Below are 5418 nucleotides of genomic sequence, written 5' to 3'. Positions count from 1 at the left end.
AAGGCTGGTAACATCCAGACTTCAATCGGTAAGGTAAGCTTCACAGCAGATCAGTTATCAGACAACTTATCAGCTCTAGTTGCTGCTATTGTTAAGCAGAAGCCAGCTGCTGCTAAGGGTACCTTCATCAAGAAGATTAGCGTTTCAACAACTATGGGTGTTGGTTTAACTGTTGATAAAGCTACTTTATCAGACAGTACCTCACAGAACTAGTTGTTAAGTCTAGGTACTAGGACTTAAAGAATTTTTGGAAAGGGGGCATAGCCACCAAACCAAAGACCGCAGGGGGTAGTACCTTAATCATCCTGCGTAGGCGGAACCAGATCGCCTGGTTCCAAGGTCCCGAAAGGGTATAGTCCATATGGACATTCCAGGAGTCACTGCTAAAAATGGCATTGAATATCGAAGACAAAAAGGCAATCGTTGCTGAAGTCGCCGAAGTTGCCAAGAAAGCTGTGTCAGCTGTTACTGCAGATTCATGCGGTATTCCTGTAGCAAGCTTAACTCAGCTTCGTAAAGAGGCTCGTGCTAACAATGTTTACTTACACGTTGTACGTAACACATTATTAACCCGTGCTTTAGAAGGTACTGAGTTCGAGTGCATCAAGGATTCATGCAAGGGTCCAACCATCATTGGTTTATCTCTTGAGCATCCAGGTGCAGCTGCTAGAATCTTCAAGAATTTCGCTAAGACATGTGATAGCTTCAAAGTTAAAGCATTAGCTTTTGAAGGCAAAGCATATGACAGCAAAGACATTGATGTTCTTGCAACATTACCAACATACGAAGAGGCTATTGCTCAGTTAATGGCAACAATGAAAGAGGCTGCAGCTGGCAAGCTTGTACGTACTCTTGCTGCTTTGGGCGAGAAGCTTGGTTCAGAAGCAAACGCATAATTTGCGCTGCTTAGGTTTGACTATTTAGTCGATTGTTTTTTTTCAGGCATAGCCTGGTTATTTTATAGGAAGTTTAAAAATGGCTTTATCTAAGGATGAAATCATTGAGGCAATTGCTGCTCTATCTGTTACTGAAGTTGTAGAGTTAGTAAAAGCTATGGAAGAGAAGTTCGGTGTTTCTGCTGCAGCTGCTGTTGCTGCTGCTCCTGTTGCTGGCGCTGCTGCAGCTGAAGAGAAGACCGAGTTCGACGTTGAATTAAAGTCAGCTGGTGCTAACAAGATTGCTGTTATTAAGGCAGTTCGTACAGCAACTGGTTTAGGCTTAAAGGAAGCTAAGGACTTAGTTGAGTCTGCTCCAGCTAAGGTTAAGGAAGCAATGCCAAAGGCTGACGCTGAAGCTTTAGTTAAGGCTTTAGTTGAGGCTGGTGCAGAGGCTGCTTTAGTTTAATCTATAGCTAATGCAATTGGTTCGCACTGGACCAATGACAGCTTAAAAATCTGTCAAAAATGTGACCCGAGCCCCCCTTTTGGAGGGATCGGGTTCGGTGCCTATAAGATACATGAAGATGCTTAGGCATCTTTTCGGAAACAGATCAAATAGAGGATCACCTATCCATGGTCTACTCCTACACAGAGCAAAAACGCATCCGTAAGGATTTCGGTAAGAGAGTAAAAGTTCTTGATACTCCTTACTTATTAGCAGTACAACTCGATTCATTTAAACAATTTATTAGTTCAGATCCAAACAATGAAAACGGTTTGGTCGCTGCATTTAAGAGTGTATTCCCAATTAAGAGTTACTCTGGTAATGCTGAACTTTGCTACAACAGCTTCCATTTAGGTGAGCCTAAGTTTAATGTACGTGAATGTATGATTCGTGGTACAACTTATTCTGCACCTTTAAAGGTTAAATTAAGCTTAGTACGCTATGAGAAAGACAATTTAAAGACTGTTAAAGAGCGTATCGACCAAGATGTATACATGGGTGAAATCCCACTCATGACAGATAACGGTACTTTCATCGTTAACGGTACTGAGCGTGTTGTTGTGTCACAATTACATCGTAGCCCTAGCGTATTCTTTGATAACGACAGAGGTAAGACATATCCTGGTCGTATCTTATTTAGTGCTCGTGTAATCCCATACCGTGGCTCATGGCTAGATTTTGAATTTGATCATCGCGATAATCTGTACGTTAGAATCGATCGCAGACGTAAGTTACCTGCTACAGTTCTATTACGTGCATTAGGTTACAATACCGAGCAAATCTTAGGTTTATTCTTTGATACTGTAGAAATTGATTTCAAGAGCAAGTCAATTTCAATGGAATTAGTTCCTGAGTCATTACGTGGCGAAACAGCATCTTTTGATATTAAAGTTGGAAAAGATGTAATTGTTGAAAAGGGTATGAAGATCACAGCCCGTCACGTTCGCCAGTTAAAGAAGGCTGAGGTAACTTCAATTGAGGTACCAGCAGAGTTCCTTTTAGATAAGATTGTTGCTAAAGATTATCGTAACAAAGATGGCGAAGTAGTGTTAGCTGCTAACACACTATTAAATGAAGACAATCTAAAGGCTATTTCTGAGAATGGCTTAAAGAAGATTGAAATTCTTTATACAAGTGCAGTTGATGAGGGTCCTTTCATCGCTGATACTCTACGCAACGATACCACAAGGGATTTATCATCTGATGAAGCAGACAGAAATGCTGCTTTATTCGAAATCTATAAGATGATGCGTCCTGGTGAAATTCCAACAGTTGAAGCTGCTGAAGTATTATTCAAGAATCTGTTCTTCGCAGAAGACAGATATGATTTATCATCTGTTGGTCGTATGAAGTTTGATAGCCGTTTTGTCGAGGAAAAGAGCTTCAAGGCTGGTGTATCTAGACTTTTATCATCAGATGTTGAAATAAATACTCAGGACAGTGGTATTTCTGTTGTTGATGGTTTTGTGTATGCTCAGTATCCACAGATCGTTGACTTAATCAAGCCATTACTAGATGAAGCCGAAGTTGCTTGTATGCCAAATACCTCTCCTGAAAGAGTTGCTGACAAGTTATTAGGCTTCTTAGATAACATTCTTATTCCTTCAAAGAAGAATGAGATGTTACCTGCACAGGAAAGATTGTTACATAAGGTAAAGATCACACCAAAAGATGGTGAAGCATTTACATATGATAGAGCAATCATTCTCCCATTATCAGTATTAGATCTTTCATCTAACGTAAAAGAATTAGATGCTAAGGCAACTGATGCTAAGGGTAAGCCAATCAATCTTGATACTTCATTCATTGAAAATGAAGCATTGCGTGGTACTCTAAACCATTCAGATATTATCAAGGTTATCCGTTACTTAGTTAAGATCCGTAACGGTAAAGAGACAATTGACGATATCGATCACTTAGGTAACCGTCGTATTCGTTCAGTTGGCGAAATGGCAGAAAACCAGTTCCGTATTGGTTTAGTTCGTGTTGAAAGAGCTGTTAAGGAAAGATTATCTTTAGGTGATCTTGACAATACAACTCCACAGGAGCTGATCAACGCTAAGCCTATTTCTGCTGCAATTAAAGAATTCTACGGTTCAAGCCAGTTATCTCAGTTCATGGATCAGAACAATCCACTGTCTGAAGTAACTCACAAGCGTCGTATCTCAGCATTAGGACCTGGTGGTCTTACCCGTGAGAGAGCAGGCTTCGAGGTTCGAGACGTTCATCCAACTCACTATGGTCGTTTATGTCCTATTGAGACTCCTGAAGGTCCAAACATCGGTCTGATTAACTCTTTAGCTGTGTTCGCACGTTGCAATGATTACGGTTTCTTAGAGACTCCATACCGTTATGTTAAGGATGGTGTTGTAACTGAAGAATTCCAGTACTTATCTGCAATTGATGAAGGTCAGTACGTTATTGCACAGGCTAACACCGATTTAGACGAAAACGGTAAGATCTTATCAGATTATGTACAGTGTCGTTATAAGGGTGAGTCAGAAGTTAGAAGAGCTTCAGACGTTCAGTTTATGGACGTTTCTCCTCAGCAGATTATTTCTGTTGCAGCTGCGCTGATTCCATTCCTTGAGCACGATGACGCTAACCGTGCGCTGATGGGTGCAAACATGCAGCGTCAGGCTGTTCCTACAGTTCGTTCTGAGAAACCATTTGTTGGTACTGGTATGGAACGTGCAGTAGCTGTTGACTCTGGCGTATCTATCATTGCTAAGCGTGGTGGTGTTGTACAGCACGTTGATGGCGGTCGTATCGTAGTTCGTGTAAACATCGATGAGATCGAAGGTGACAATGATGCAGGTATCGATATTTACAACCTCATCAAGTACACCCGTTCAAACCAGAATACATGTATTAATCAGCGTCCATGCGTTGGCCTAAATGAACAGGTTAAAGCTGGTGACGTGATTGCTGACGGTTCTTCAACTGATATGGGCGAATTAGCTCTTGGTCAGAACATGAGAATCGCATTCATGCCATGGAATGGTTATAACTATGAGGATTCTATCTTAGTATCTGAAAGAGTTGCTGCAAAGGATCGTTTAACCACAATTCATATTGAGGAAATGACCTGTGTTGCTCGTGATACCAAGTTAGGACCTGAGGAAATTACAGCTGACATTCCAAATGTAGGTGAGAATGCTTTATCAAAGCTTGATGAGGCAGGTATCGTTTACGTTGGTGCTGAAGTTGTTGGTGGCGATATTCTTGTTGGTAAGGTAACACCTAAGGGTGAAACTCAGTTAACTCCAGAAGAAAAACTGTTACGCGCAATCTTCGGTGAGAAGGCATCAGAGGTTAAGGATTCATCATTAAGATTACCTAACGGTGAAACCGGTACTGTTGTTGATGTTCAGATCTTTACACGTGAAGGCGTTGAAAAAGACAAGCGTGCTAAAGAAATTGAAGAAATGCATATCAACCAGGCTAAGAAGGATTTAGACGAAGAGTTTGCTTTCTTAACTCAGGGTTTAATGCATCAGGTTCGTGTTCATTTAGTTAAGAATGGCATGACTCAGCAGCAGGTTGATTCATTATCTGATGAACAGCTGTTAGAGCAGAATTTATCTGACGACAAGGCACAAAGACAGTTAGAAGCTTTCGCAGAGCGCTTAAAGAGCTTTGAGAAAGAATACCACGATAAGTTTGAAGCTGAGAAGAAGAAGTTCACTGATGGTGACGACTTAACTCCAGGCGTTCTAAAGATCGTAAAGGTATACGTAGCTGTTAAGCGTCGTATTCAGCCAGGTGATAAGCTTGCTGGTCGTCATGGTAACAAGGGTGTTATCTCTAAGATTAATCCTATTGAAGATATGCCATATGATGAGACTGGTAGACCAGTTGATATGGTACTGAACCCTCTAGGTGTTCCTTCACGTATGAACATCGGTCAGGTTCTTGAAGTTCATTTAGGTCTTGCTGCAAAGGGCATTGGTGAAAAGATCAATAAGATGATCGTTCAGCAGAAAGCTATTGCAGAAATCACAAAGACATTACAGGAAATCTATGATTTAGGTG

3 protein-coding genes and 1 pseudogene are annotated in these 5418 nt (G+C 41.1%); all 4 read left to right on the top strand.

What is annotated here, in order from left to right:
* Positions 1–213, top strand: a pseudogene (rplA, locus tag ACJML3_RS00475) (50S ribosomal protein L1); the annotation flags it as partial.
* A 176-nt stretch (positions 214–389) separates the two neighbouring features.
* Entirely contained in the window at positions 390–896 is a 507-nt protein-coding gene (rplJ, locus tag ACJML3_RS00470) for a 50S ribosomal protein L10 (protein WP_219938158.1), read from the top strand.
* 79 nt (positions 897–975) lie between these two features.
* Positions 976–1344 carry a 50S ribosomal protein L7/L12 gene (gene rplL, locus ACJML3_RS00465; protein ID WP_406019655.1) on the top strand — a complete coding sequence of 123 codons (369 nt, stop codon included), beginning with the start codon at positions 976–978 and terminating at the stop codon, positions 1342–1344.
* 167 nt (positions 1345–1511) lie between these two features.
* Positions 1512–5418 (top strand): DNA-directed RNA polymerase subunit beta (rpoB, locus tag ACJML3_RS00460; protein ID WP_406019653.1); only part of this gene is annotated, 3907 nt, incomplete at its 3' end.

This window comes from Succinivibrio sp. (assembly GCF_045124615.1).
GTDB classification, from domain to species: domain Bacteria; phylum Pseudomonadota; class Gammaproteobacteria; order Enterobacterales; family Succinivibrionaceae; genus Succinivibrio; species Succinivibrio faecicola.
This window is presented reverse-complemented; position numbering and strand designations above follow the sequence as displayed.